Genomic DNA, 24,307 nt, shown 5'->3' with positions numbered 1-24,307 from the left:
GCAGAGCGTCAAGGTTTGCTTGGTCGTCGATGTATTGGTAATCCGCCGAGGGTTGCTGGTCCGCGTTTGAAGAGCTTTCGCTCTTTCGGCGTCTCAGCGTTCTGCTCCGGTGGGGCCGCTTCGGTGTTCGAAACCTGCGCTTAACCAAGCGTCGGTTCCGCCCGTTACGTTGATGGCCTGCACCCCTTGCTGCGTATAAAATTCGGCGGCCATCTGGCTTCGGCCACCTTTAGCGCAGATCACATAGACCGGTCCATCCGTCGGAACCTCACTTAAGCGGTCCGGAACAGTGCTCAGGGGAATAGAAACCGCTTGGGGCACTCGAGCCGTTGTGTGTTCTGCTGGGTCGCGCACGTCGATGAGCAAGGCACCATCATTTACCAAGTCAGAAAGTTCATTCACGCTGATTTGTGTGACGTTCATCTTTTTTCTCCGAAACCTTTGTCTCATAATTTATCCAAACTTACTTAATGCGACCGCCGTACTTTACCGTCTCCGTCGGTCGCCGCGAGAAGATCGCTGGGTTGGTCTAAATCTTTATAAAAATCGTTGCCGTCTCGTTTAAAGGAGGTCACCGGAAATCCGTGGACCGCTCGAAATGGCGCTCGTTCACCATCGGAAAATGCTTTTTCCAGATGAGGCAAAGCTTCAGGAGGCCAACAAGCATGCATCCACTGGCGCCGCTCTTGAACTTCGGGCACCACCACGGTGTGGGGAAAAAGTTCCGCTTGTTGTATGAGCCTTGCGATTTCGTTTTCGTTGGCCAGCACGAGGTCGCAAGCTAAAACAATCACCGAACACTTTTGTTCTTTGAAGAAATGCAAAGCAGAAAGAATCCCCCCGAGGGGCCCCTGCTGGGGCCAGCGGTCGGGCACTACGAGGGAGCCAGTTTTTTTAAGAACCTCTGATGATCCGCCAATTATGGCTCTTGATTCAACGCCCGCCGCTTCAAGGGCCTTAAGGGGTTTTTCAATAAGGAAACCTCCATCGACCAGCATGGTGGCTTTATCAACGCCCATACGGAGGCTCTCTCCCCCAGCCAAAACCGCTCCTGACACCCGATGATCATTTTCCATAGGGAGTAGGTTAGTAGGTGACCAGACTTTGCTCACTAATGAACTAACCTTCTTTTCATGTTTGACCTTTCTTCCATACTTTCCGCCCTTTTGGACCTCCCGGAAATGGTGGAGTTCCCTTCTTGGGCCAACCCGGAACTCCTCGCCGGGCTAAGCCTCGGAGTTATGGCTGCGCTACTGGTCGGGGCCTGGTTTGTTTTCCGCATGGTTCGCATGCTGGTGGTCCGGGTCTTGGTGGTGGCTTTAGCCGTTCTGCTTAGTTTGTCGTTGTGGGATCAGCGTGCACAGCTCGGAACTTGCGCGGATGAATGCCAATGCACGCTCTTTGGCCAAGCCGTTCAGATCCCCGTGGACCGCAACCCTCGGTGTCAGGGTTCCTAACCAAAAGCTATTTAACGGTCGGCACGATCTGGATGCGCAAAACATTGGTGGAACGTGAAGACTCACTGGTTCCTGCTAATACCGCCACCAGTTCCCCTGCTTGAAGGTCTCCGCTGTCTCGCGCTAAGTTCACGGCTGCCATAATCCGGCCCTCGATGGGACCTTCGGTAGGCAAGAGCCGCGGTTCGGTGCCCCAACTTAACGAAAGTTGCCCTACGGTATTTTCGTTGGCGCTGTAACCCAAGATGCGCGCTTTGGGGCGAAAGCGAGCCATCGAACGAACGGTGAAACCAGAACCGGAGATACACAAAATCGTTTTTATCCCCAATTCATTAACGGCCCGAGCGGTAGCCAACGTCATGGCATCGGTAATGGAGGTTTCTGGTGCTTTGCGGTCGGTGAGACGAATTTCTGCAAGGTCGTCGGCCCAACCCCGGTGATCGAAAGCTTGGTCAGCGTGGTCCACGATGCGTGCCATGGTGGCAATGACGTTTACCGGGTCCACGCCAATTGCTGTTTCTCCCGAAAGCATGACTGCACTTGAGCCATCCCATACGGCGTTAGCCACATCGGATACTTCTGCTCGAGTGGGTTCAGGGTTTTCAACCATGGTTTCTAACATTTGGGTGGCTGTGATGGCGGGCCGTCCCAAGGCGATGCATTCGCGAATAATGTGTTTTTGTATGCTGGGCAGGCCTTCGATGCCGCATTCCAAACCTAAGTCGCCGCGAGCTACCATGACGGCGCCGGAGGCTTCAATAATTTCTGGTAGATTTTTTATCGCTTCGGCGGTCTCAATTTTTGCTACCACCAGCGGCCCTTCGGGGTGGCTTGGGGTACCAAGGCGCGCCAAGTCGGCGGCGCTGCGTACAAAAGAGACGGCCAGCATGTCAACTTTTAGGGCGGTGAAACGTTCAACGGCCACCATGTCTTCAGGGGTAGGGGTAGCCAGAGAAAGTCGTTCCGAAGGAATATGAATTCCTGGACGACCCGAAAGCGTTCCTCCGTGCGCTACCTCTGCATTGAGTTGATCACCAGTGGCATCTAAGATTTTGACCATCACGCGGCCGTCGCCAATGCTCACCACGTCACCGGGGTCAATGTCGTTAATTAGTCCGGCGTAATCGACCTCTACATTTTGCGCAGTACTGGCTTGGTTACCTACCCGTAGGGTTAATTTGCTGCCCTCAGCAAAAGCTACCGACTCTTGACCAAAGTTTGCCGAACGAACTTTAGGTCCGGGCAGGTCAATTAAAATACCTACCGACGTTTTCTCTTCGGCAGCAATGCGACGAATGAGTTCCACCCGTTCTTGGGCCTGATTATGCGAGCCGTGGGCCAACCCGAGGCGAGCAATGTTCATACCAGCCTGCATCATTTGGCGCAAAACTGGTTCTGATTCAGAGGCGGGGCCGATGGTGGCGATTATTTTTGTTCGTCTTGTCACCCTCCCACGCTATCGGAGTCAAAGGGCGGCGGCTATGGTTTCGGGGTGACCGTTTTGCATCCATTTTTAGATCACCCCACGCCGTTGGCTTTTGCTCACCGTGGGGGTGCCGGGGATTGGCCCGAAAATACCATGCCGGCCTTTAATCATGCCGCCGAATTGGGCTATCGCTATATTGAAACCGATGTCCATGTCACAGCCGACGGGGTGGTGGTGGCCTTTCATGATGACCGCCTTGATCGGGTTACAGACCAGCAAGGGTTGATTGCTGATCTTTCATGGGAACAGGTCCAAACTGCTCGGGTGGACGGCCGGGAACCCATTGTCTTGTTTTCGACATTGTTGACTGATTTTCCGCAGATGCGTATCAACATTGACCCCAAAGACGATGCAGTGGTGGAACCCCTCGCTGCTTTGCTGGGCGAACATGACGCATTGGATCGGGTCTGTGTCGGGGCTTTTTCTGATCGCCGCATAAACCAGTTGCGCTCTTTATTAGGACCAGATTTATGCACTTCTGCGGGGCCGCTCGGGGTGGCACGTTTTCGGTCTGCGGGGTTTGGTTTACCTTTTGCTTCTCCGAACTTTCAGTGCTTGCAGGTGCCGGTGAGCATGAGGGGCGTTCGGTTGGTGGATAAACGTTTGGTAGATTCCGCTCATCAGCAGGGTCTTCAGGTTCATGTCTGGACTATTGATGAGGCAACAGAGATGGAACGGCTTCTCGGCTTGGGGGTAGATGGCATCATGACCGATCGTCTTTCGGTGCTGAAACAGGTGTTGGTAGCTCAAGGGCTTTGGCCGTAGCCGTCAATTTTGATGTTCTTGCTGCCAGACTCGTCTTTATGGTAACTCTTGACTCGTTTCGCATTTTTCTTCACGTCCTGGCTGTTTGCGGTTGGGTAGGTGGCCAACTTTTAATGATTGCTTTGGTTCCGCTCCTGCGCAGCATTAGCCCCGAGGCGCCGCGTCTGGCAGCGGCTCGTTTTGGTCGCTTTGCTTGGACGTTCTTTGCTCTCGCTCTTTTTACTGGCCTGTGGAACCTGTTGGCTGTCGATTTGAGCACCCGCGACTCGTCATATCACGTGGCCTTGTTGCTGAAACTTCTGTTGGTTGGTGTTTCTGGTGCTTCGGCGGCAGCTCATAGCGCTACTAATTCGGTGGCGGTTCGAGCTATTACTGGGGCGCTGGGTTTATTGACCGCTTTGGGAGCGCTTTTTGCTGGTGCTGTTTTAGTTGCTTAGCGTTGTACCGGTTCGTTCAACCGCTACCCTAGCCTTTCAGCCCAACCCGCTGCGATGAACCCGCCCTGAGGGGCGGGTTCTTCTGTTTTTACGGTCGAAATTGCCACATAATGTGGAAAGCATGTGGACAACTAGTGCTTCTTCTGGGGAAATACCCAAATCTTCTGGGGAATACTAGTTTTTAGGTTGACTCTGCATGCAAAAACCTGCATCATGTCTTCACGCCGAACTTGGCGTGGGGATCGGATCCTTAGGAACCGGCAAACCACCCCCGAAGATGAGTGAAAGCTCGCCTTCGGCGGAGGATCGCCGAATCCTTTTGGTGAAGCCCTCATAAAAAGTTCGGGGAGGACCGTGACCACACTGAACTCGCAAGAGAACAGTTGGGTTAGCCGCAAACACCGAGGTGTTGCTGCTGGAAGGATCGCTCCAACCTCCGGGTTGAAGCGCAAGAACCAGCAACACATTTCAATCGTGTTGACGTCGACCTGGTTGCCAACTACCGCAAGGTGGTTTGACAATCAGCAAGACCCAGCATGATGTGTTAGGTGCGTCGAGTTCTTTAGGAGTCTCCGGACAACTAAGAACTCGACAATCTTGACTCCCCCGGGAGTCAGTGGCTGATCGGACCAGAGTAAGAGACCGCAAGGAATCAAGCTCCTGGTTCAAACGGATTCCACCTTTCGAGGTGGTTTCAGTTTCAAGGCCTTCACCTTTCGAGGCGAAGACCGCAGTGGCCACGAGACGATGGAACGGCTCCGAAGAGTTGACCGGTTTTCCGGAAGGCTACTCGGGGCCGTTTCCGCGTTTACGGCCTTGCCTACTGGCTCGTAGTAAAGGCACTAAGGAACGTAGATTCCTAGAGAAGCGGCCGCGGTCAAACACACCAACCCGGCCAGCGAAACAGCAGGGATAACACGCTGAAGGCGTCGACCTTCCATCAGGAAAGCTAAAGCAACCAGTAAAGGGAACGCACTCATGGCGTAGCGTTCCAAACTATTTATATTCTCTGCGGCCAGCGCCACCAGCAACACCGGGCCGGCATAGGCCCCATAAACCAAAGGCATTTTTTTAACCACCACTGCCAAGAGAAGTAAAAAGAATAAAGCAGTCACCAAATGAAACGCTTCAGGGTTCTTGTCCCACAGGTCTCCGAACCCATGCCCCAGTCGGCTAAACGGGTCAACAAAGCCTCCTCGTAGCGACCTTTGTGCGGTCACCGGCAACCAAGGCTGCCCGGTGGAGGCATAAGCCCACCACAAATAGGCACTCACCCCCAATGGGGCACCCAAGAGGGCCGCCAATTTAGCTAACCACGGTCCACGGCGGCCCGCATTTAAGAGCGAAATAACCACTGAAAAAACCACCAACACCCCGGTGGGGCGAGTCAAACCAGCGGCAAAAAATAAAGCTGCTGTCCCCCACCAATGCTTTTTTTGCAAAGCAAGAAAACCAGCGATTACAAAAACTAAGAATAAACTTTCCGCATATCCCCAAACCAAAACAAAACCGGTAGGGAAAAAGGCCAGGAGCCAGACCGTTCGGCCGGCCAAATGGCGGCCCATATTTTCTCTCATCACGAGTTGGTAAAGCAAAAAGAGCATTAAAAGCGAAGCCCCATTACTTACTAACAGCAGCGACCACTGAGCATCTCCCGGGAGAAACATATGGACTGCTCGCCCGAGCAAGACGTATCCGGGGAAGAACCGAAACCCCTCAGCCACTCCAAGGTCGTAGCCATTGACCAGCAACGAGCGGTACCAACCGGCGTCCCAAGATTGAAACCGCTGCCTTACGAATTCTGCCCGCTCCTCTGGGGCAAAAACATGAACCAAAACCATGGTGCACCCAACCACCAACCGGGCCGCCAACCAAGCGGGAACTACCGCACGAATAGCGGACCGAGAAAATATTTTGTTCATTCTCTAGTCGCCAAAATGCGTTAAGTTCGCCGAATTGTAAAAACGGTCACCGTCGGCATTAATCATGCGGTCCGACCCACTGCTACCTTCGGCCAATGCCCTATGGAGTTGGCCACATTGGCTTCCGAAAGTGGCGTACCCATCTACCCAAACCAGCCAAATACTGTGATCGTTGCCACCAAGCGCCAAAATTTCATCAGCTTTTTCGTTTACTTCGGTTGCTGAGTTTCTTTTGGCGTAATCACTCCAGTTGACCGTTTTTCCGGTGTCAAGCGTTGGGTAGGCCAACAACGCAAACGATTCATCCAAGAGTCGGTTTCCCGCCGGGGCAAGTTGATCAGGGCAAAAAACCACCAGGTCTCCCGGCTGGCCTTCTTGATTTATGCGCTGTGCCACTTCTCCGAGTTGCGTTCGGTCACGTGAAAGTTCGCGTGCTACCGATACTCCAGAAAGCAACGCCAAAGCCACCAAGACCGCTAACCCATAATGACGGGGCAATCGAGCAAGGCCCACGCCCGCCGCCGCCACCAAGGGAACAAAAGCAAAAACTCCGTAACGACCTTGAAAAGCCGAGCCCATGAGAAGACTAACCGTCATCCCTAGCCCCATGGTGGCCACACCAACCCCCACCGCTACTCGCAACCACAGTAAATCTGTAAGACCGAGAACTAAGACCTGCCCGGCGAAGGGCCGTGACCATACCCCTAGCGAAACAAGAACCATAAACAAGACCGCCACCAAAAGGGCCTCCGAACCTCGTCCTCCTCCGTAGGCCTCTAAGGCCAAAGCGGCGACCACCGAAGGGCGCGGTGCCGGCGACCATGGGGTTCCAGTGTGGGCCAGTTGCGTGAAAAAAGTTGGGAGCCACAGAAGAAATGGCAGCATCCCCAGACTCATAGCCAAGAGCAAACGTCGGGCCTTTTTTCGATTGTTTAGGTCTTTTACCCCGAGCAAAAAGATCAGCCCTGCCCCGAGCACCGCCAGTAAAAAAAGTGACCAATAGTGGGTATAAATTAACGCCGTGGTGACCGCGGCAACCCCAGCCAGTCGGCGCCGGGTCGGATCTACCCAGGCAAACCCGAAGGCCCCATGCCCCAGCAGCAACAAGAACACCAACAGGGCGTACATGCGCACTTCGGTGGCGTAACGAATAGCAAACGGACTGCTCGCTAGCACACCCACCGCCATCAAGGCCATCCAACGGCCCGCTACTTTCCGAAGCAAAAGCCCAGCAGCAACGAGAGAAAATACGGAGATCACCCCAGAAAGAGCGCGCACTGCTCCATCTGATCCGCCAAAGAGTTTAGTCCACCCCATGAGTAGTAAATAGTAAAATGGCGGATGGCCGTCATTGCGTAGACCTTCAAAAAGCTCACCGAGCCCTTCACCGGCCAAAGCTGCTGAAATAGCTTCGTCCAACCAGAGTGGTGTCCCTGCGTAAAACCTTAGGATCACCCCACCCAGGGTTATGAACCCGACCAACACACTGGCGGGCGTCATCCACTCCGGGGCGGCATCTTGCTTTCTTTTGCTAAGCACAGAAAGTAAGGGTACTCCTCAGCCTTCTTCGGTTGGGTATGCTCGCTCAACTCTTTACTTTAAGGCATCCATGATTGAGCAAGCCCCCAACACCACCGAACCCTGGCAGCCAATCGCAATCATTATTGGTGCTGGTCCAGCCGGACTTACCGCTGCCTACAAAATAGGTCAAGCCGGGCTCACCGCAACGGTTTTAGAATCTGACCCAGTAGTGGGTGGGATTAGCCGAACCGTTGAACGCGACGGGTGGCGATTCGACATTGGCGGTCACCGGTTTTTCACTAAGGTTTCCGTGGTTTCGGCACTTTGGCACGAGATTCTCGACGATGACGATTTTTTATTACGGCCGCGAATGAGCCGCATTTACTACCAGGGCAAATTCTACGATTACCCATTAAAAGCCAGTAACGCTCTTCGGAATTTAGGGCTTTGGGAATCAGCGCTTTGCGTGCTTTCTTACGTTTGGGTGCGGCTACGGCCACCTAAAGATCTCACAAACTTTGAAGGCTGGGTAGCGAGCAGGTTTGGGTGGCGTCTTTATCGCAAGTTTTTTAAAACTTATACCGAAAAAGTGTGGGGCGTCCCAGCGCACCAGTTGCAAGCCGACTGGGCTGCTCAGCGCATTAAAAACTTGTCGCTTTTTAGTGCCGTGGTGAATTCGCTCTTGCCAAAGCGCAACCAAAAAGAGATCACCAGCCTTATTGAAGAGTTTGAATACCCTCGTTTCGGCCCCGGCATGATGTGGGAAAGATGTCATCAACTGGTTACCGATCAGGGCAGCACGGTTCACCTGGAACACCACGTGACTCGCATCGAACACGCAGAAGGCCGTGCCACTTCGGTTCATAGCACGGGGCCTTCGGGACCTTCAGTTTTTCCGGCTAGTGACATCATTTCTTCTATGCCGCTCCCCCACTTACTCAAGGCCATGGACCCTCCGGTTCCTCATGAGGTGCAGTTGGCCGCCGATTCGCTAACTTTTCGCGATTTTCTTACCGTGGCCTTAATTGTTCCGGTCGAGGAGGGGTTTGACGACAACTGGATCTACATCCATTCTCCAGACGTTGAGGTAGGGCGCGTACAAAACTTTGGCCAATGGTCACCACACATGGTAAAAGAAGGTCGCACTTGTTTAGGGCTAGAGTATTTCGTCACCGAAGGCGACCACTTGTGGGAAGCGAGCGATGAGGACTTAATTGCTCAAGCCACCAAAGAACTCTCCGTGTTGGGCCTCGTTGACCTCGCCCTGGTGCAAGGAGGCCATGTGGTGCGCATGCCGAGGGCTTACCCAATGTACGACGCTGCTTACCGAGCCAACGTAGAGGTGCTCCGTGGGTGGCTCTCCGAACACGCCAGCAACGTTCACCCGGTGGGGCGCAACGGCATGCATCGATACAACAACCAAGACCACTCCATGTTGACTGCCATGTTGACGGTAGAAAATTTGCTCGGTGCCGATCACGACGTGTGGCAAGTCAATGTCGAAGAGGATTACCACGAAGAAACCATCTCAACCTGACCGCAATATTTTCGTAACCCTACTGAAACACCAAAAACCCTGTTTCACGTTGCGTAGTCGCCTCACTACACCTTTGACGGTGATCCCTGTACAACCACCAAAGACCCATCTACCGTTTAGTGATTACTCGGACAGGTCAATTCCGGCTTGACCGAGCTAACCATATAAAGGGGATACATCATTATGATGGCAACAATTCTCGGACTGATCATTCTTGCAATGGTCTTCCAGGGCGTCATGGCAGTAATCAACAGCATTTTAGATTTGGCTGGCGTAAACGGAATGCTTAAGGGCCTTCCACTCGTTGGAACAAACCTGAACCTCATTTGGGCTTACCTGTTCGTAATGCTTTCCGAGGTAGGTGCACTCGGTTACGGCGGAGTTGAAATCGCTCAATTGGGTGACTTCGGTACCGACGTAGCAACAGCAATCGCCATTGTGGCCTTTATCCCAGTCAAAGACGCAGCAATCAGCGCCCTTGGCAAGGGTCTCGCCCGCGGCTAATTCGTTTTTCGCAAAACCCCCTGTGGCTTTCGGGCCGCAGGGGGTTTTGTGCTTTCTGGCCAAGAAAAGACTGCGGACGGTAGCGTCTCTTCTATGACTAAAGAAACCTTAATTCTCGGTGTTGACCTCGACGGTGTTTGCGGCGACTACACCACCGCTTTTCGCTCCGTGGTAGCCCAGGAACTCAACGTCGACCCGGCCAGCCTCCCCGACCAACGAGGCTGGGATTTTGCCGAATGGAACCTCACCGGAGACCAATTCAAAGAACTCCACCATTTAGCGGTTAACGAACATCGCATGTTGCGTTCCATGCCTGTTTTTGAAAATGCTTCCGAGGTGCTCTGGCGCCTCTCCGATGCCGGGGTGTGGATACGCATTATCACCCACCGTCTTTATGTCAATTGGGGTCATGCCACAGCCGTCACCGATACCGTGGAATGGCTCGACCAGTCACGAATCCCCTACCGAGATATTTGCTTTCTCGGTGATAAGCCAGAGATCGAAGCCGACATTTACATTGATGATGCGGCACACAACGTAAACGGTTTGCGTGACTCAGGGAACACGGTCATTGTCTTTGACGCTCCCTACAACCAAAAACTAGCCGGGCCGCGTGTAACAAACTGGCTGGAATGCGAGCAAACCATCCTCACCTTGGCTTCTGAAATGGGCTTCAACCTGCAGCCCGAGCTCCCGGGCCTCGACTTCGACGATGCCCGTTTAGCTGAGCATTAGCCGGCAAAAGCTGCTTGGGCTGCTTTGAGGTCTTTTCGGCTGGTAACCCCGGTCCATTTTTCTTTTGACCGCACCACCAACACTTCGAGAAGCCCTTCGGCCCGCTGTTGATCCAGTGCTTCGGGAAGTAAAAACTCGGCCGAAGGGTCGTCGCTGTTTTGCGCGTAAAACGAGGCCCACTGTCCAGCTAAGCGATCCACTGCCTCGCCGCTCAACCCCCACAAGTTCATAGAGACCGGCGCATCAGCTGACAGTTCACCTGAAGGGTCATCAGCCAAAATACGGTTCCCTTCAGCGCGAATCCCGTGTGTCTCTACCAACTCTTCTAAACACCCCTGAGAAATCCGACAGACCCCTCGAGAAACCGAACCAGTAGCAGACAAGGTGCGACCCAATTCGAAAGCAACCAATACCGCAGCATTACCTTCCGTGCCTTCGAGGGCTTTAACGGCCTGGGCGATACCAGTAGATCCATAATGGTCGTCGGCATTAACCACCACCACGGGCCCGGTTAACGCACTTGTGGCACTCAACACGGCGTGCCCGGTTCCCCACGGTTTGGCTCGGGTCGGGCCGTAAGTGTCTTGATGCACGATGGTTACCGGAAAATCCTCACCATGTTGAGCGTCTAGGTGGGCACGAAGCGGTGCTTGAAGGTCGGTGCGGGCCACGATTACCACTTGCCCGAGCCCCAGGTCATGGGCATCGTTTATGGCGTAATCCAAAAAAGCTTCCCCATTGGGCCCTACCGCCACCAACTGTTTGTTGCCGCCAAAGCGCGAACCCAGACCTCCGGCCATAACAAGCAAGGAGATTTCTTGGCGATCTACGGTCATTTAAACTATTTCTGCATCGTTGGCAAATAAAAAGTACCTCGCGACCCTACCGCCCCGCACTCCCCCTCCAGACCCCCTCACCAAATTCCGCGTCATGATGACTCTGAGACCACATGACGCCGATGATCTCCCTCAAACCGTGTTAACCCCGCTAACCTAAGCAGTGCTGACTACACCACTGTGGGAGAGCTTCGGAATACCGAAGCGCCGAAGGAGCAACCGCCCTCGGAAACTCTCAGGCAACCGGACCGCAGTGGCCGGCACTCTGGAGAGCGGTCGTTTTGCGACCCACCGACGGGGCAAGCTGCAGGTTTCTGCAGTCCATCTCTCAGGTTTCGGACAGAGGAGGGTGCGTTATCCCTATGCGTACGTACCCATACCTCTGAGGAACCGATGACCAAAACGTCTTTTCGCCCATTAGAAGAACTCTTCAGCCCGGCCGAGTTTGTGCCTCGCCATATTGGCCCGAGTCTGTCTGATCGTCAACACATGCTTGAGACCATCGGGATGAGTTCGCTTCGAGAACTCATTGACCAAACGGTACCCACCTCTATTCGTTCCACTGAGCCTTTAAACCTTCCCGGGCCCGTTTCAGAAGCCGAGGTTCTTGATCGACTCCGGGTCTTAGCCGACAAAAACAGTGTCTTTACCAGTTGTTTAGGAGCAGGCTGGCACGACACCTTTACCCCCTCGGTCATTGTGCGCAATGTGTTGGAGAACCCCGGTTGGTATACCGCTTATACCCCCTACCAGCCAGAGATATCCCAAGGGCGCCTTGAAGTTTTATTAGCCTTTCAAAGCATGGTTGCCGACCTGGCAGGCATGGAAATAGCGAACGCTTCTTTGCTTGATGAATCCACCGCAGGCGCTGAAGCCATGGCGCTTTTGCATCGGGCCGGACGCGGCAAAGGGGACACTTTTTTCATTGATGAGCAGTGCCACCCACAAACCGTTGACGTTCTCCGCACTCGCGCCACTCCTTTAGGGTTAGATATCTTGGTGGGTGACCCGTGGAACGACCCCATCACTGACGGTTGCTTCGGTGTTTTAGTCCAGTATCCCGGCGGAGATGGCCAACTTCGCGACCTCTCCCCGGTAGTTGAACGCTTTCATAAAAACGGCGCAGGGGTAGCAGTAGCCGCCGATTTGCTCGCCCTTTGTTTAATCACTCCCCCGGGAGAATTAGGGGTTGACGTTGTGGTGGGTTCCGCTCAACGGTTCGGCGTTCCCATGGGTTTCGGTGGCCCACATGCCGGGTTTATGGCCGTTAACCAAAAACACCAACGGATGCTTCCCGGCCGCTTGGTGGGTACCTCCGTTGACGTAAACGGTCAACCAGCACAGCGTTTGGCTTTGCAAACCCGTGAGCAACATATTCGTCGAGAACGGGCCACCTCAAATATTTGCACGGCCCAAGTGCTCTTAGCCATCGTGGCTGCGCTTTACGCTGCTTACCACGGCCCAGAAGGCCTCAAACGTATTGCCCAACGGGTGCACCGCTTGACGGCGGTGACCGTAGCGGGCCTCGCTCAACACGGGTTTCGCTCGACTGCCGAATCTTTTTTTGACACCGCCACCATTCATGCTCCAGGTCAGGCGGAACAAATCGTCGAGGCGGCACGCCAAGGGCAAGTAAACCTTCGCCTCGTTGACCAAGACCATGTGGCCTTTAGCTTGGATGAAACCACCAGCAGCGAAGTAGTCGAAACCATTTGGGAAGCCTTTGGTCTTTCTGGCCTCTCGGTGGTTGAGATCGATGCCTCGACTTCCGACGGCATTCCATCATCGTTGCAACGAACTTCGGATTTTTGCCAGGCCGCCTGCTTCTTAGCGCATCAAAGTGAAACCGAAATGTTGCGTTGGCTCCGGCGCTTATCGGACCGCGACCTCGCTTTAGACCGCACCATGATTCCTTTGGGATCCTGCACCATGAAGCTCAACGCCACCACTGAAATGATGCCGATTACCTGGCCGGAGTTTTCTGGCCTGCATCCTTATGCCCCCGCCGAGCAGGTGGCGGGCTATCACGAGTTGATTGCTGACCTTGAGCAAATGCTGGTGGAAATTACTGGGTACGCCGCCGTTTCTTTACAGCCCAACGCTGGGTCACAAGGCGAGTTGGCCGGGTTGCTGGCCATTCAGGCGTGGCACCACCAGCAAGGCCACCCAGAGCGCACCATTTGCCTCATACCTGCTTCGGCACACGGAACCAATGCGGCCAGCGCCGTCATGGCCGGCCTCAAGGTGGTCGTGGTGGAGTGCGATGACCAAGGGAACGTTGATCTTAAGCATTTAGATGAGTTAGCGACTCTCCATGCCAAGGAACTCTCTACTTTCATGATCACCTACCCGTCAACTCATGGGGTTTTTGAGCCCGAGATTACGCAAATTTGCGCCAGGGTCCACGATGCTGGGGGTCAAGTTTATTTAGATGGCGCCAACCTCAACGCCATGGTGGGTTTAGCCCGTCCGGGGCGCTTTGGCGCTGATGTTTCGCATCTCAATTTGCATAAAACTTTTTGCATACCTCATGGCGGTGGCGGCCCCGGGGTGGGGCCCATCGGGGTGGGCGCTCACTTAGCACCCTTTTTACCCAACCACCCGGTGGTCAAAGAGGCCGGCCCCGCAACTGGCGTAGGAGCTATTTCTGCTGCTCCGTGGGGGTCTGCTGGGGTGTTGCCCATCACTTGGGCCTACATCACCTTGATGGGTGGTACCGGGCTTACCGAGGCCTCTGAGATAGCGATTTTGTCGGCCAACTACATCGCCGCCCGGTTAAGCGATGACTTTCCAGTTCTTTACCGTGGCGAGAATTCTTTAGTGGCCCATGAATGTATCTTGGATACCCGATGGGTTAAAGAGGCCGGTGTTTCTGCCGATGATCTTTGCAAACGCCTTATCGATTACGGCTTTCACGCACCGACCGTTTCTTTTCCCGTAGTGGGAACCCTCATGGTGGAACCTACCGAGTCGGAGAGTTTGGCCACGCTGGATTCTTTCTGCGATGCCATGGTGGCCATCGCCCAAGAGGTGCGCCAGGTAACTCAAGGCGATTGGCCGGCCGAAAACAACCCATTGGTTAACGCTCCGCATACCGCTCAAGATCTCGCTGGATCGTGGGATCGCCCCTATTCGCGAGAGTTGGCGGCTTACCCGCTTTCTTATTTACAAAAGGACAAGTACTGGCCACCGGTGGGCCGCATAGATGCCGCTTACGGGGATAAAAACTTGGTTTGCGCTTGTCCTTCCCTCGATGATTATCGAGAGACATCGTAGAGAGGGAAGAGAATCTCTGCGGCTAGGGTTTCTTTTTATCTAAGCTTCGTTCGGAGAAACCATGCCCCATCATGATCTGCTAATAATCGGTGCCGGTTCTGGCAACTCAGTTACGGGCGGCGATCACCGCCACTGGGATGTTGCTATAGCGGAGCCTTGGGTTTTTGGTGGCACCTGTTTGAATCGTGGGTGCATTCCATCAAAAATGTTTGTCCATACCGCTGACCGGGCTTACCAAGCGCAAAATAGTGCAGGTTTCGGGCTCAAAACTTCTTTCGATGGCGCAGATTGGCCGGCCATCCGGGACCGCGTGTTTGGCCGCATTGACCCTATTGCCGAAAGCGGGTTGGCCTATCGAGAGTCTTTAGCCAACACCACGGTGTATCCACATTCTGCTCGGTTCATCGGCGAACGCACGGTCGAAATCAATGGCCAAACGGTCACCGCTGAACGTATTGTTTTAGCAGCCGGAGCGCGCCCGGTTATCCCTGAAGTGCCGGGCTTAGCGGAAAGCCCTTACGTCACCTCAGATTCGGTCATGCGCTTAGATGAGCTTCCTCGCCATCTGGTCATTTTGGGCGGTGGGTTTATTGCCGTAGAAATGGCCCATGTTTTTGCTGCTTTGGGCAGCAAGGTGACCATGGTAAACCGAAGCCATCATTTGCTTCGCGAAATGGATACCGCTATTTCGGAACGCATTACCGAAATCTATGGCCAGCGCATGGATCTCGTCATGGGGGTCACCGTTGATGCCGTGCGCCACGAAAAAGACTTCACCCTTGACCTATCTGATGGATCCACCCTAGTCGCTGATCAACTTTTGGTGGCTACCGGACGCCAACCCAATAGCGACACTCTGGACGTGACCGCCGGCGGCATAACCGTCAATGAGCGCGGTCACGTGCTTACTGACGAACATTTACAAACCGTGGTACCCAACGTTTGGGCCTTAGGCGACATCACCAACCCTGTTCAGTTGAAGCATTTAGCCAACGCCGACGCCAAGGTGGTTTTACATAACCTGACTTACCCGGAGGACCTCCATTCGGTGGACCGTTCGCTGGCCCCTTACGCAGTGTTTGGCCATCCGCAAATTGCTACTATCGGCGCCAACCAACGCGACTTAGACGCTCAAGGCCTTCCTTATTTGGTCGCTCAACGCGACTACGCCGATACTGCGTATGGGTGGGCTATGGAAGACACCGCCGGTTTTGTCAAACTTTTAGCCGACCCTAAAACCCGCCTTTTGCTGGGCGCCCATTTAATTGGGCCTCATGCTCCGACGCTCATTCAACAACTTATTCAAGGCATGGCTTTTGGGCAAACGGTTGACCAAATGGCTCGCGGGCAGTTTTACATTCACCCCGCTATGCCAGAAGTCGTCGAACAAGCGTTGCTGGAGTTTTAGTTTCTCTTGTTTCTGGGCCAGACTCTGACCAAAGGAGAAACTATGAAAAACTTGGGTGGCAAAGTAGCGGTAATAACGGGGGGCGCTTCGGGCTTAGGGAGGGCATTCGCTCAGCGGTTTGCCGCTCAAGGCATGAAGTTGGCGTTAGCCGACATTGAAGAACCGGTGCTTGAGGCCACGGTGGCCGAACTTCGAGCCTCGGGAACCGAGGTCATTGGCGTTCCTTGCGATGTTTCTGACCAGGCTTCGGTACAAAATTTTCACCAACAGGTCATGGAAACTTACGGAGCGGCCCACGTACTGTGCCTCAATGCTGGGGTAGCCGGCGGCGGCACTATCGCTGAGTTAACGGCGGCACAATGGGATTGGGTTCTGGGGGTCAACCTTTACGGAATCATTTACGGCCTAGAGGCTTTTTTACCGGGCCTGTTGACTCAAGATGATGGCCATGTGGTGCTTACTGCTTCGGTAGCTGGCCACACTTCGTATGCCGGCATGGCGCCCTATAACGCTTCTAAGCATGCCACGGTAACCATCGCGGAAACTTTGTTTGCTGAGTTGCGTCAAGAAGATTCAGCGGTGGGGGTTTCTTGTCTTTGCCCGGGGTTTGTCGCCACTAATATTTTTGTTTCTGACCGTAACCAGCCCGAGGAACTCACCGATGCTCTCGCCGAGCCGCCTTCTCAAGAAGATGAAATTCGCCGAGCCGCCATCATGGAATACATGCAGGCCAATGCTTTACGCCCTGAAACGGTGGCCGACTTAGTTCACGATGCGGTACTGGACAAAAAGTTTTGGATCTTCACCGACGAAGAACATCTCGCCGCCATCGCTACTCGTCACGAAGAGATTCGCCACCGAAGCGACCCAACTGCCGAAGCAATTTTTGACAATATCTAACTGTCAGTAGTGCCGATTGCCGCTTGGGCGGTTTCTTTGGCCCAGCGGTAATCAGTTTTCCCGTTCGGGCTGCGCTCAATGCGTTCTACGACCACGATGCGTTTTGGTATTTTAAAACCGGCCAAAATGGCGCGGACTTCTTGACGCAAAATATTTTCTGGGTCTTCGCCTTGAAGAGCGTCGGCTTCTAGTTCTACTACTGCGGTCACTGCTTGGCCCCACCGCTCATCCTCAAGGCCCACCACGTTGCAGTCGCGTACCGCGGACAATGCTTTGAGGGCTTCTTCTACTTCTTCTGGGTAGACCTTTTCTCCGCCGGTGTTGATGCAGGCCGATCCCCTTCCCAACAGGGTGATAGTGCCTTCTTCATCAACGGTGGCGTAGTCCCCGGGTATAGACCAGCGGCGCCCATTTACCGTCGGAAATGCCGCTTCAGTTTTTTCTGGATCTTTGTAGTAGCCCTGCGGCAAGGGGTACCCCAAAGCCAGCTGACCTTTTTCGCCGGAGCCCGGCATCACTTCTTTTCTTTGGTCGTTGAAAACCCGGGTGTGTTCACCTAAGGAAAATTTTGCGGTGCCCGACCGCTGAGCGGACCGTGAACTGACTTGGGCGGCCATGCCGGTTCCTTCGCTGGATCCCAAAGTGTCAACCACCAAAAGATCTACGTGCGCCAAGAGGCGTTCTTTCACCGGAGCACTAAACATTACGCCAGAAGAAAGAACCATGCGTAGAGATGAGAGGTCCCGCTGCTCTCCCCTGTCTTGCGTTTGATCTAATGCATCAACCATGGGCTTGGCGAAAGCATCACCGACGATGCTGACCATGGTGATTCTTTCTCGCTCAATGGTGTCCCAGAGTTCGTTGGCGTCGAAGGAATGCCCGGTCAAGGTGGTAAGTGACCCGCCGTGGCTGAGGGTGGCCAGACCGCTCAGGCCGGAGGTTCCATGCATGAGCGGTGCGGCACAGAGTTGGCGTATTTCTTTTCCTTGGCTGGTAACCCGTAGGGCAATTTCGGCTGCTTCTTGTGGGGTAATAGGAGGAAGTGTTTTATAAGGGCGGAAGGTGGCGGTCATTGACCCCCACAGGTTGCTGTGGTTCCACATGACGGCTTTTGGCATGCCAGTGGTGCCGCCGGTATAAAGAAACCAGAGGTCTTCACCATTACGTTCGATGCGCTTCATGGGGGCGCTTTTCACAGCTTCTTGGTAAGAGACCGCCCACTCGGGGCACTTGTCTCCTCCTACTTGAATAGCTACTTTTAGTTGCGGGCAGTGGCGACGCGCTGCTTCTACATGCTCCTCGAGGGTGTGGTCAAAAAAAAGCGCTTCCGCGTCGGCGTTGTTTAAAATGTAGGCCAACTCTTCGTCAAGATAGCGATAGTTGACGTTGGCGGGTACGGCCCGCACTTTGAAGGCGGCGTATTGAGCTTCAGAATATTCAGGGCCGTTGTAAAGGTAGAGCGCAACTTTGGCGTTGGGGCCCAGCCCGTGGCTTTCCATGGTGGAGGCCAGAGCTGCTGCTCGCTGATCGAACTCGGCCCAGGAGGTGTGTTCCCCCGCTGCGGTGAGCGCAATATTGTCGCCAATGGTGTCGGCTATTGCTTCCCAAGCGCTGGCAATATTTAAGGTCGTTTCAGGCATCCTTTAAAATTAGCAGTTCTTTACAAAATAAAGAAACCGGCGGCGGGCGCCGTCTGCCCTATGCTCGCCTTTGTGAGCAGCTCATTTGGACATCTTTTTCGTATCGCCACTTGGGGCGAGAGCCACGGCGGTGGCGTCGGAGTAGTTATTGATGGTTGTCCGCCGCGTTTAGACCTCTCGGTAGACCATCTGCAAGCCGATTTAGACCGGCGGCGTCCCGGGCAAAGCCGACTCACCACACAACGCCAAGAAGCCGATGAGGCAGAAATTCTTTCCGGGGTTTTTGAAGGCCGCACGCTCGGCACACCCATTGCTGTTTTGGTACGCAACACCGATGCGCGCCCTGCGGCCTACGATCATCTCAAAGATGTTTACCGCCCATCTCACGCTGACTTCACTTATCAAGCAAAATATGGTTTACGCAATTGGGAAGGCGGCGGGCGCTCCAGCGCTCGTGAGACCATTGGCCGGGTAGCCGCTGGTGCGGTCGCTCGCCAGTTGCTGACCCAAACCTGCGGCCTGGAAGTTTTGGCTTGGGTTTCTCAGGTGCACACCATCGGCTCCACTGTTGATTCTTCAACGGTTACTTTGGCCGACGTCGAGGCCGACCCCACTCGTTGCCCCGACCCTGAAGCGGCGGCCGCCATGACTACGGCTATCGAAGACGCCCGACGACGAGGTGACTCGCTGGGAGGCACCGTTACTTGCGTGGTTCGCCAAATGCCGGCGGGTCTCGGTGAACCCGTTTTTGATCGCCTCGAAGCGGATCTAGCCAAGGGCATGCTTTCTTTGCCCGCTGCAAAAGGGTTCGACATTGGCAGCGGTTTTGCGTCCGCCGCTATGACCGGGTTAAGCCATAACGATCCCTTCAGCCCCGGGCCGGAAGGCCCGGTTACTGATACCAATCATTCCGGTGGCGTTCAAGGCGGCATATCGAACGGGGCGGATCTCTATTTTCGGGTGGCTTTTAAACCCACGGCGACCATTTCTTCGGCCCAAAAAACTGTCGACACCAATAACCAACCGGTGACGTTAGAAGCCAAAGGGCGCCATGACCCTTGCGTGCTCCCCCGCGCCGTTCCTTTGGTAGAGGCCATGGCTTTGTTGACTTTGGCTGACCATTGGCTGCGCCAACAAGCCGTCGACGTTCTCGATGCCATCTAAGTATCTTCCGGGTTCTACACTGCGCTTCTACCCAAGGAGCACCCATGGCCATCCCTCCCGGCGCCGGCAGCAAACCGTATTACTATGAGCCTCCTTCTTTCGCCTCGGTGGAAGAAGAGCGAGCGCACCGCAAAGAACGCTTAGCTGCTGCTTTTCGTATTTTTGGTAAATTTGGTTTCAGCGAAGGGGTGGCCGGCCATATTACGGTGCGCGATCCAGAACAAACCGATGCCTTTTGGGTAAACGCTTTGGGCCAACCATTTTCTGATATTTCTGTTTCAGATTTACTCTTGGTGTCCCACACCGGAGAAATTCTCGAAGGCAACTACGCCGTAAATGCGGCCGCTTTTGCTATCCACTCTGGCATTCACATGAACTGCCCCGAGGTCATAGCGGCTGCTCACTCGCATTCTCTTTACGGAAAGGCTTGGTCCTCGTTGGGTCGCATGCTTGACCCCATTACTCAAGACGCTTGCATTTTTTACGGCAATCATGTGCTTTTTGATGACTACACCGGGGTGGTCACCGACCCTTCAGAAGGCGCCCGCATTGCCGACTCTTTAGGCAGCAACAAAGCAGCGATCCTTCGCAACCACGGGCTCTTGACGGTAGGGGGCAGTGTCGATGAGGCTGTCTGGTTGTTCGTCACCATGGAACGCACCTGTCAAGCACAGTTGTTGGCCGAAGCTGCAGGCACGCCGGTGGTCTTGGATCACGCCACAGCAGAACACACGCACAAATATGTGGGGAACGATTTCTCCAGTTGGTTTAGCGGCCAACCCTTATTTGAGCAGATTCTGCGTGAACAGCCCGAACTAAAAAACTAGCTACCCCACAAAGGGAAGTTTTACAACTTGTGCCGGCACCTCGGTGCCCCGCTGGTCGATGGTCACTGTTTCTCCGGGGAGCAGGTGCGGCGGCAAAAAGGCGAGGGCGATCCCGTGACCCAAGGCTGGTGAAAAGTTGCCGCTCGTTAGGGTGGCTATCGCTTCTCCGTCTTTAAGTACGGTTTGTCCTTCTCGAGGCGGCCGGCGCCCTTCAACGGTTAACCCTCGTAACCGTTTTTGCAACCCCTTTTCTTGCGCTGCCAACAGGGCTTCTTGACCTATGAACGCTTCTTTATCCCAGCCCACTACCCAGCCCAGGCCGGCATCAAGTGGCGTTATTTCTGGGCCTAATTCGTGGCCATGCAGAGGGAGGCCTGCTTCGAGGCGCAACGTATCGCGAGCCCCGAGGCCTGCTGGGTCGCAGCCGGCTTCCACCAACGCTGCCCAAAGGCTTTCTGCTGCTGCTTGAGGAACAGCGATTTCGACTCCTTGTTCACCGGTGTAACCGGTGCCTGCCACCAATAACTGATGCCCTTGCCAGACAATTTCTTTAACGCGGAAGCGGCCTACTTGGGCTGCTTCGGCCGACACAGTGGCCAAACGCTGTTTAGCCTCGGGGCCTTGCACGGCCAGCAAAGCCCGTTCCGGTCGGCGGTCAACGCTTTGGGAGAGGGCCGCCGTTACACCGGCCGCATTTGCGGCGTTTGGAAGCACCCAAAACCGTTCGGGCTCTAGCCACCAAACAATGATGTCGTCAACCACCGAAGCATCTCGGGGGTCGAGTAGATGGGTGTATTGCGCTTTGCCCGGAGCAATACGTCGAAGATCGTTGGAAAGCGCATACTGCAATTGGTCGAAAGCTTTTGGTCCGGTAAGTTCTAGCGATCCCAGATGGCTCACATCAAAAAGCGCTGCTTGGTTGCGGCAGGCCAAGTGTTCGGTCAATGTTCCCGTCGGGTACGAAACTGGCATGTCCCAACCGCCGAAGGGCACCATGCGGGCTCCGGCCACTCGATGCTGTGCATCAAGTAAAGACTTTTTTAACTCGGCCATATCGTTCTTATGCAGCGTGCCGAGAAAAGAGTCGTGCTACATCACGTTGATAAAGGATACGGATCTCAATATCTGGGCGTTGTTCGCGCAATTGGCGGATCTTACGATTTTTTCGGGTCACCAAGGGCTGGCGCATGGTCGTAACTTCAAGGTAAATATCATGATCGGGGAGATAAAAGTCCGGGGTGAAAGCCGAAGTAGGGAGACCATCTGCTCCTTGCGACAGGACAAATGTTTCGGGCTCGTATTCCCAGGCGATGCCGTAGAAGTCGAACAGTTCCGCGATGCGTTGTTCTGACTCGTGGGCAAACTCCGCCGTATCTTGTGGTGGATGGAGTTGTTGCACTTGGTTCATTTTGGCCTCGGTGCTTATTTGCCGACCACCTGTTGAAGATCTTTGTCAGCTTCGGCGCGTCGCCCTTGAGGGTAAAGCTCAATAATTTTGGTATCGATTTCTTCTTTTACTCCGGCCAGCGGCAAAATATTCAACACCCCTTGGCCGTTGCGCAGCAAGTCAACGATTTCTTCACCGCTACGCACCATGACCGACCGGTTGCCACTGATCACTAAGTTCACTTGCGTCACGTCTTCATCAAGGTTTTCAGAAAGGTAAGTAAATACTTCTCTCACCAACTCAAGGCGAATACCGGCATCCAGGAGAGTCTTTACCGCTTTGAGCTCTAAGAGGTCTCGGTAGGAGTAGCGACGGCGACTCCCGGAGCCCGAGGCATCGGTCAGCGATGGGCGAATAAGGTCGGTGCGTGCCCAGTAGTCCAATTGGCGATAGGTAATGCCGGCAATTTCTGCCGTTTTTTTCCCGGTGTAGCCTTCGCTTGCTTCGGTGACCGTCATGGTTTCCCTCGTTTCCTGGTGGCTGGGGTGGCTTGCGCGGCCCAGATCACAGGGGCGTAGTTACGTCACTGTGACTTCCTAATAGGGTACGCGATACAGCCACCAAGTTCAACTCTTTGCTCATGGTCCCGCTGTTGAGCCTGCGCCGAGGCTCCCGGTTAACTGGGTTCTGAGTCTCCGCCGGCAAAATCATCAGGGTTCACGTTGTCAAGAAACGCTCGGAACTCTTCGACTTCTTCTTCTGATTGGCCAGAGTCGTCATCTTCGGAAAGATACCCCGCTTGGTCCAAGACTTTTTCTTCCACATAAATTTCACCGTTGCTGCGCACCGCTAAAGCCAAAGCATCCGAGGGGCGGCACGGCACTACCTCAACGCCTACCGGTCCGCGAAAATAGATTTCGGCAAAAAACGTTTTTTCCTGCAAGTCGGTAATCACCACTCGTTCGACTTGCCAACCAAAAGTTTCCACCATGGACGCCAACAAATCGTGGGTCATGGGACGGGGTGGCCGCTGGTCAGCGAGGGCCAGGCCAATAGCTGTGGCTTCAGGGCGGCCAATAAAGATGGGCAGCAAACGCTCGCCCTCTTCTTCGCCCAAGAGAACCACCGGCGCATTCGTGGGCAGCACCTCTTGAATGTTGACGATTTTCATTTTGATCATGCCGTTACCTCATCTGCTGCGTATCGCTGACTCAAGGCATACACCTCGGCACAGATTTCATCAGGGTTGGCTTCTAATTCTTTTAAAGGGACCGTGACCAAGTCGGGAAGATTACGGAACCGTCCAAGATGGTCTAACCCATACCCCACCACAAACGAAGAGTCCAAGGGGAACCCCACATGATGCAAGGTTGCGGGCAACACCCGACGCTCGGCCCGGTCGAACATGGTGCAAACACGTATTTCTCCCGGGTTGCGATCTTTAAGATGGCGGAGCAAAAAATTCAGCCGCATCCCGGTATCGACAAGATCTTCTACCAAAACTACTTGGCGACCCGTTATGTCCATTTCGATGTCTCGCGTAAGGCGCACCCGCCCGCTATCGCGAGCAAACCCACTAAGGGCCAAAAACTCAAGCTCTACGGGCACATCAACGGAACGCACCAAATCGGCCATAAACGGCAAACAGCCTTTTAAGACCCCGACGATTAAGGCGCCTTCGTCAAGGACTTCGGTTAACTCTTCGCCCAGAGCAGTTGCTCGTTGGGCCAGCGACGACCGGTTATACAACATAGTTGCGGTCATGGCCTACCGAGCTTCCCTAAGGAACGACGCAACATGATCTCGCGTAGCCGAGAGCCTGCTTCGGTGAGTTCATCAAGTTGCCCTTGCACCGCTGCTCGGGTTTTTTGGTCATCACGTAGTCGAGGAAGCAGCACTTGTTCAAACACCCCCGCTTCGCGTTGAGCGGCCACCAAATACATGCGGAGGTGCCGTATATCAAATCCTAAAACAAGGAACCGTGAAGCAAGTTTGGCTACCAAAAGCGCATCATCGTCAAACACCGTGGCCGAACCCGCTTGGTGCCCGACCACTAAACCCATGCGCTCAAGTTTTTCCACCACCGAAAGATCAACACCCACCGCCTGGGCGAGTTCTTCACGGCTGACACTGACCGACCCCACCAACGGCCCGCGGCGTGCTCGCTCCCGAAAGGGCTCCACCTCCGCGGGGTCTCCCTCTTCGGGGCCGTCAGGTATTTCGCCACCCGCCTCATCCAGTAGTTGACGAATGACCTTCAGTGGCAAAAAATGTTCGCGCTGCTGGCGTAAAATCCAACGAAGTCGCACCACATCCTCACCAGAAAACTGGCGGTAGCCGGAAGGTGTCCGTTCGGGGTCGAGTAGCCCTTGAGCCTCCAAAAAGCGGATTTTTGACACCGTTATGTCCGGAAACTCTTCTTCTAACCCGGCCAATACCTCGCCAATGGAAAGCGTTCCCGCACCTTTGCCTGCTTCTCCGCTGGCTGCTTGATTACCGCTCATT

Annotated in this window: 24 protein-coding genes and 1 riboswitch; of the genes, 11 read left to right on the top strand and 13 right to left on the bottom strand. The window is 54.4% G+C overall.

Going from position 1 to position 24,307, the window contains the following annotated elements; genetic code table 11:
* Positions 1-93: 93 nt before the first annotated feature.
* Both EYQ49_03155 and EYQ49_03150 read right to left on the bottom strand, forming a co-directional pair.
* Complete coding sequence (locus EYQ49_03155; GenBank protein ID HIG24879.1) at positions 94-423, bottom strand: rhodanese-like domain-containing protein; 330 nt, start codon at positions 421-423, stop codon at positions 94-96.
* A gap of 44 nt (positions 424-467) precedes the next feature.
* Positions 468-1,076: a molybdenum cofactor guanylyltransferase gene (locus EYQ49_03150; GenBank protein ID HIG24878.1), complete on the bottom strand. Its 609-nt coding sequence runs from the start codon at positions 1,074-1,076 to the stop codon at positions 468-470.
* A 57-nt stretch (positions 1,077-1,133) separates the two neighbouring features.
* Between EYQ49_03150 and EYQ49_03145 the strand changes: the two genes are divergently transcribed.
* Positions 1,134-1,457, top strand: coding sequence for a hypothetical protein (locus EYQ49_03145; GenBank protein HIG24877.1), 324 nt, complete (start codon positions 1,134-1,136; stop codon positions 1,455-1,457).
* A gap of 7 nt (positions 1,458-1,464) precedes the next feature.
* Here EYQ49_03145 and pyk read toward each other — a convergent pair whose 3' ends face one another.
* Complete coding sequence (pyk, locus tag EYQ49_03140; GenBank protein ID HIG24876.1) at positions 1,465-2,904, bottom strand: pyruvate kinase; 1,440 nt, start codon at positions 2,902-2,904, stop codon at positions 1,465-1,467.
* A gap of 132 nt (positions 2,905-3,036) precedes the next feature.
* On the opposite strand from pyk, the gene EYQ49_03135 reads away from it, so the two are divergent.
* Positions 3,037-3,708: a glycerophosphodiester phosphodiesterase gene (locus tag EYQ49_03135; GenBank protein ID HIG24875.1), complete on the top strand. Its 672-nt coding sequence runs from the start codon at positions 3,037-3,039 to the stop codon at positions 3,706-3,708.
* Between the two features lie 38 nt (positions 3,709-3,746).
* Positions 3,747-4,145, top strand: coding sequence for a hypothetical protein (locus EYQ49_03130; protein HIG24874.1), 399 nt, complete (start codon positions 3,747-3,749; stop codon positions 4,143-4,145).
* 842 nt (positions 4,146-4,987) lie between these two features.
* Here EYQ49_03130 and EYQ49_03125 read toward each other — a convergent pair.
* Both EYQ49_03125 and EYQ49_03120 read right to left on the bottom strand, forming a co-directional pair.
* Positions 4,988-6,067 carry a hypothetical protein gene (locus EYQ49_03125; GenBank protein HIG24873.1) on the bottom strand — a complete coding sequence of 360 codons (1,080 nt, stop codon included), beginning with the start codon at positions 6,065-6,067 and terminating at the stop codon, positions 4,988-4,990.
* 3 nt (positions 6,068-6,070) lie between these two features.
* On the bottom strand, positions 6,071-7,606 hold the full coding sequence (locus tag EYQ49_03120) for a hypothetical protein (protein ID HIG24872.1): 1,536 nt from the start codon (positions 7,604-7,606) through the stop codon (positions 6,071-6,073).
* A 70-nt stretch (positions 7,607-7,676) separates the two neighbouring features.
* Here EYQ49_03120 and EYQ49_03115 point away from each other — a divergent pair, with 70 nt between their 5' ends.
* The 3 genes from EYQ49_03115 to EYQ49_03105 all read left to right on the top strand — a co-directional run bounded on the left by EYQ49_03115 (position 7,677) and on the right by EYQ49_03105 (position 10,364).
* Complete coding sequence (locus EYQ49_03115) at positions 7,677-9,125, top strand: NAD(P)/FAD-dependent oxidoreductase (protein HIG24871.1); 1,449 nt, start codon at positions 7,677-7,679, stop codon at positions 9,123-9,125.
* 183 nt (positions 9,126-9,308) lie between these two features.
* On the top strand, positions 9,309-9,629 hold the full coding sequence (locus tag EYQ49_03110) for a hypothetical protein (protein ID HIG24870.1): 321 nt from the start codon (positions 9,309-9,311) through the stop codon (positions 9,627-9,629).
* A 93-nt stretch (positions 9,630-9,722) separates the two neighbouring features.
* On the top strand, positions 9,723-10,364 hold the full coding sequence (locus EYQ49_03105; GenBank protein HIG24869.1) for a hypothetical protein: 642 nt from the start codon (positions 9,723-9,725) through the stop codon (positions 10,362-10,364).
* On the opposite strand, the gene EYQ49_03100 is transcribed toward EYQ49_03105, so the two are convergent.
* Positions 10,361-11,200: a hypothetical protein gene (locus EYQ49_03100; GenBank protein ID HIG24868.1), complete on the bottom strand. Its 840-nt coding sequence runs from the start codon at positions 11,198-11,200 to the stop codon at positions 10,361-10,363. The two genes, EYQ49_03105 and EYQ49_03100, sit on opposite strands and share 4 nt — an antisense overlap.
* A 171-nt stretch (positions 11,201-11,371) precedes the next feature.
* A riboswitch (glycine riboswitch) is annotated at positions 11,372-11,461 on the top strand.
* A gap of 132 nt (positions 11,462-11,593) precedes the next feature.
* Between EYQ49_03100 and gcvP the strand changes: the two genes are divergently transcribed.
* The 3 genes from gcvP to EYQ49_03085 all read left to right on the top strand — a co-directional run bounded on the left by gcvP (position 11,594) and on the right by EYQ49_03085 (position 16,784).
* A complete protein-coding gene (gene gcvP, locus EYQ49_03095; GenBank protein ID HIG24867.1) occupies positions 11,594-14,476 on the top strand; it encodes an aminomethyl-transferring glycine dehydrogenase in 2,883 nt (960 codons plus the stop codon).
* A gap of 61 nt (positions 14,477-14,537) precedes the next feature.
* The gene (locus EYQ49_03090; GenBank protein HIG24866.1) at positions 14,538-15,884 is read left to right on the top strand and encodes a mycothione reductase; all 1,347 of its coding nucleotides are present in this window, start codon (positions 14,538-14,540) and stop codon (positions 15,882-15,884) included.
* A gap of 42 nt (positions 15,885-15,926) precedes the next feature.
* On the top strand, positions 15,927-16,784 hold the full coding sequence (locus EYQ49_03085; protein HIG24865.1) for an SDR family NAD(P)-dependent oxidoreductase: 858 nt from the start codon (positions 15,927-15,929) through the stop codon (positions 16,782-16,784).
* On the opposite strand, the gene EYQ49_03080 is transcribed toward EYQ49_03085, so the two are convergent.
* Positions 16,781-18,424, bottom strand: a complete 1,644-nt coding sequence (locus EYQ49_03080) for an acyl-CoA synthetase (protein ID HIG24864.1) — start codon at positions 18,422-18,424, stop codon at positions 16,781-16,783. The two genes, EYQ49_03085 and EYQ49_03080, sit on opposite strands and share 4 nt — an antisense overlap.
* Positions 18,425-18,496: 72 nt before the next feature.
* On the opposite strand from EYQ49_03080, the gene aroC reads away from it, so the two are divergent.
* Positions 18,497-19,588 (top strand): chorismate synthase, encoded by a 1,092-nt coding sequence (gene aroC / locus EYQ49_03075; protein HIG24863.1) that lies wholly within the window; start codon positions 18,497-18,499, stop codon positions 19,586-19,588.
* 44 nt (positions 19,589-19,632) lie between these two features.
* Positions 19,633-20,415, top strand: coding sequence for a class II aldolase/adducin family protein (locus EYQ49_03070; GenBank protein ID HIG24862.1), 783 nt, complete (start codon positions 19,633-19,635; stop codon positions 20,413-20,415).
* Here EYQ49_03070 and gcvT read toward each other — a convergent pair whose 3' ends face one another.
* The 6 genes from gcvT to EYQ49_03040 form a co-directional block, all read right to left on the bottom strand.
* Positions 20,416-21,468 (bottom strand): glycine cleavage system aminomethyltransferase GcvT, encoded by a 1,053-nt coding sequence (gcvT, locus tag EYQ49_03065; protein ID HIG24861.1) that lies wholly within the window; start codon positions 21,466-21,468, stop codon positions 20,416-20,418.
* Between the two features lie 7 nt (positions 21,469-21,475).
* Positions 21,476-21,823: a hypothetical protein gene (locus EYQ49_03060; GenBank protein HIG24860.1), complete on the bottom strand. Its 348-nt coding sequence runs from the start codon at positions 21,821-21,823 to the stop codon at positions 21,476-21,478.
* Positions 21,824-21,837: 14 nt separating this feature from the next.
* On the bottom strand, positions 21,838-22,320 hold the full coding sequence (locus tag EYQ49_03055; GenBank protein ID HIG24859.1) for a MerR family transcriptional regulator: 483 nt from the start codon (positions 22,318-22,320) through the stop codon (positions 21,838-21,840).
* Between the two features lie 158 nt (positions 22,321-22,478).
* Positions 22,479-22,982 carry a bifunctional nuclease family protein gene (locus EYQ49_03050; protein ID HIG24858.1) on the bottom strand — a complete coding sequence of 168 codons (504 nt, stop codon included), beginning with the start codon at positions 22,980-22,982 and terminating at the stop codon, positions 22,479-22,481.
* Positions 22,979-23,566: a hypoxanthine phosphoribosyltransferase gene (locus EYQ49_03045; protein ID HIG24857.1), complete on the bottom strand. Its 588-nt coding sequence runs from the start codon at positions 23,564-23,566 to the stop codon at positions 22,979-22,981. The genes EYQ49_03050 and EYQ49_03045 overlap by 4 nt, the downstream gene beginning before the upstream one ends.
* Complete coding sequence (locus tag EYQ49_03040) at positions 23,563-24,306, bottom strand: MerR family transcriptional regulator (GenBank protein HIG24856.1); 744 nt, start codon at positions 24,304-24,306, stop codon at positions 23,563-23,565. The genes EYQ49_03045 and EYQ49_03040 overlap by 4 nt, the downstream gene beginning before the upstream one ends.
* Between the last annotated feature and the right edge of the window lies 1 nt (position 24,307).

Source organism: Acidimicrobiia bacterium, from assembly GCA_012959995.1.
GTDB lineage: Bacteria > Actinomycetota > Acidimicrobiia > Acidimicrobiales > MedAcidi-G1 > MedAcidi-G2B.
Note: the sequence above shows the minus strand (reverse complement) of the source record. Positions and strands in the feature narration are given on the sequence as shown.